Origin of the sequence: Lichenibacterium minor (assembly GCF_004137685.1) — a bacterium.
Taxonomy (GTDB): domain Bacteria; phylum Pseudomonadota; class Alphaproteobacteria; order Rhizobiales; family Beijerinckiaceae; genus Lichenihabitans; species Lichenihabitans minor.
On the sequence record NZ_QYBB01000134.1, the window covers coordinates 1 to 1,763 of the forward strand.

Below are 1,763 nucleotides of genomic sequence, written 5' to 3' on the forward strand. Positions count from 1 at the left end.
CACCACCACCAGGAAATCCGAACATGCAGAAGCGTGAAGGGCGGAGCTTTGCCCCGCCACCATCCCGACCGCAGCAGCCCGAGCCCGGCAGGACCGGCCGTAAGCGCTGGATGCGCCCCGACGTGCCGCGGCCTGTCGTCCCCGTGCGGGGGCTGCTGCCGACGCTGGACACGACGTTGCCGGAGGTCGACCCGCCCGACCCGCTGACGGCGCTCGACCGTCTCATGCTGCTGCCGTGCGAAGCGCGGCAGGACATCGTGCGGGGCGCACTGTGAGCCGCCGCGATTTCCTGCGCGGACTCGTCTCGCTTCCCCTCATCGGGGGCGGCCTGACGCTGACCGGCAATCCGACTGCCGCGGCGGTCCCTGTCACACCCGTTCTGCAGGATCGCTACATCGCCTGGCTGGCGAACGAGCATGCCGCGGCGCTGTTCGAGCGCGACATGCCGGGCAGCGTCGCGAACGAGGAACACCTTCGGCTCTGCACGGACTGGCACTTCGCCCGCGCCCGCGTGCCGCTCTGGTGGTTTCCCGAGGCGCCCGACATCGAGCGCGTGACGGCCTACTCCAAACCGTCGAAGCGCGCCGCGGTCATCCTGTCGGCGGCCGGCGTGCCTCTCACAGGAGGCGCCCATGGCTGACGTCATCGACCTCGCGTCGCCCCGGGTCCGCATCGTCCCCGTGGTCGGGGACGGCATGGAACCGACGCTGCGGCCTCACCGCGACTTCGCGCTGTGCCGGCCGGTCCACTCCTACCAGGGGGAGGGCGTCTACCTCCTGTCCGACGTGATGGGCGGGGAAACCTTCTACCGCGTGGATGCCCTGTGCGGCCGGGTACGGCTGCTGCTCGACAACCCGCATTATCAGGGTGGGGAGATCACCCCGGACGAGTTCAACAGCCGTGTGCTGGCGATCGTCCTCGCCGACATCCGCGGCCGTGTGCCGGTCGAGCGTTGGGAGAAGCTGCAATGAACGCCCCCGTCACCCGCCGCGCCCTGCTGGGCGCCACCGCGGCCGTCGGGGCGATGTCGCTGCCGGTACTGGCCGAAGCGGCGATTCCCGTTTCGGTGCCCGCCAACCTCGACGCGGAGCTGTTCGCGCTGCTCGACCGCTGGCGCGAGGCAAGGGCGGCATGGGACGCCACCGACGTCCCGCTCTGCGAAGCTCAAGACCGAGCCAGGGCGGACTATCCGCCGATGCCCGACGCGCTGTGGTCAGGGTCGCGAGACCTCCACATCCACCTTGGCGCGGAGGCAACTGGGCGTGGGGTTCTGCCGTCGGGTCGAGTTGGGTCCTACTTCCTCCCGGGCGACGTCGAGAAGCTGCGCGCCGGACCGCCCGTGACGCGCTGGGCCACGGTCGGCGACGATGTGGACCCACCTCCGCGCGAGCCCGATCCCAGGGGCGAGGCGCGCCGGCAGGAGATCATCGCCACCCATGATCACTGGTGGGCCAAGCGAAAGGCGGTTGAGGACGCTGTGGGCTACACGGCGGCCATCGAGCAGGCCGAGGCGCTGGCGGAGGCGTGGGACGCGGTCGACGACACCCTGAGGCTGCACCAGCCCCACACGGTTGCTGGGCTCGCTCGGAAGGCTGCATGGGTGGCGGATTGCCTGTCGCAGGAGATCGGTCGCGACGACCTCGCCGCTGGGTTCGCGCGACAGGTCGCGGCGTTCAGCGGGGTGACGTCGTGAGCTTCCTACCCCCGCAGCCCCTCCCGCACCTCGCTGGCGTGGCCGGTCACCGGCTCGCAGCCCTCGGTGA

Annotated in this window: 4 protein-coding genes; all 4 read left to right on the forward strand. The window is 71.0% G+C overall.

Annotated features, from left to right (window positions below; translation table 11 throughout):
• Positions 1–23 precede the first annotated feature (23 nt).
• The 4 genes from D3273_RS27640 to D3273_RS27655 are packed head-to-tail and all read left to right on the forward strand — an operon-like array spanning position 24 to position 1,693.
• A complete protein-coding gene (locus D3273_RS27640; protein ID WP_129230245.1) occupies positions 24–275 on the forward strand; it encodes a hypothetical protein in 252 nt (83 codons plus the stop codon).
• The gene (locus tag D3273_RS27645) at positions 272–640 is read left to right on the forward strand and encodes a hypothetical protein (protein WP_129230247.1); all 369 of its coding nucleotides are present in this window, start codon (positions 272–274) and stop codon (positions 638–640) included. The genes D3273_RS27640 and D3273_RS27645 overlap by 4 nt, the downstream gene beginning before the upstream one ends.
• The gene (locus tag D3273_RS27650; RefSeq protein WP_129230249.1) at positions 633–971 is read left to right on the forward strand and encodes a S24/S26 family peptidase; all 339 of its coding nucleotides are present in this window, start codon (positions 633–635) and stop codon (positions 969–971) included. Before D3273_RS27645 ends, D3273_RS27650 begins: the two co-directional genes overlap by 8 nt.
• Positions 968–1,693, forward strand: a complete 726-nt coding sequence (locus D3273_RS27655) for a hypothetical protein (protein WP_129230251.1) — start codon at positions 968–970, stop codon at positions 1,691–1,693. Before D3273_RS27650 ends, D3273_RS27655 begins: the two co-directional genes overlap by 4 nt.
• Positions 1,694–1,763 lie beyond the last annotated feature (70 nt).

Bases quoted from the DNA above. Each gene is read 5' to 3' on its own strand.
- D3273_RS27650 (WP_129230249.1), top strand. From the start codon at position 633: ATGGCTGACGTCATCGACCTCGCGTCGCCCCGGGTCCGCATCGTCCCC.
- D3273_RS27655 (WP_129230251.1), top strand. From the start codon at position 968: ATGAACGCCCCCGTCACCCGCCGCGCCCTGCTGGGCGCCACCGCGGCC.
- D3273_RS27640 (WP_129230245.1), top strand. From the start codon at position 24: ATGCAGAAGCGTGAAGGGCGGAGCTTTGCCCCGCCACCATCCCGACCG.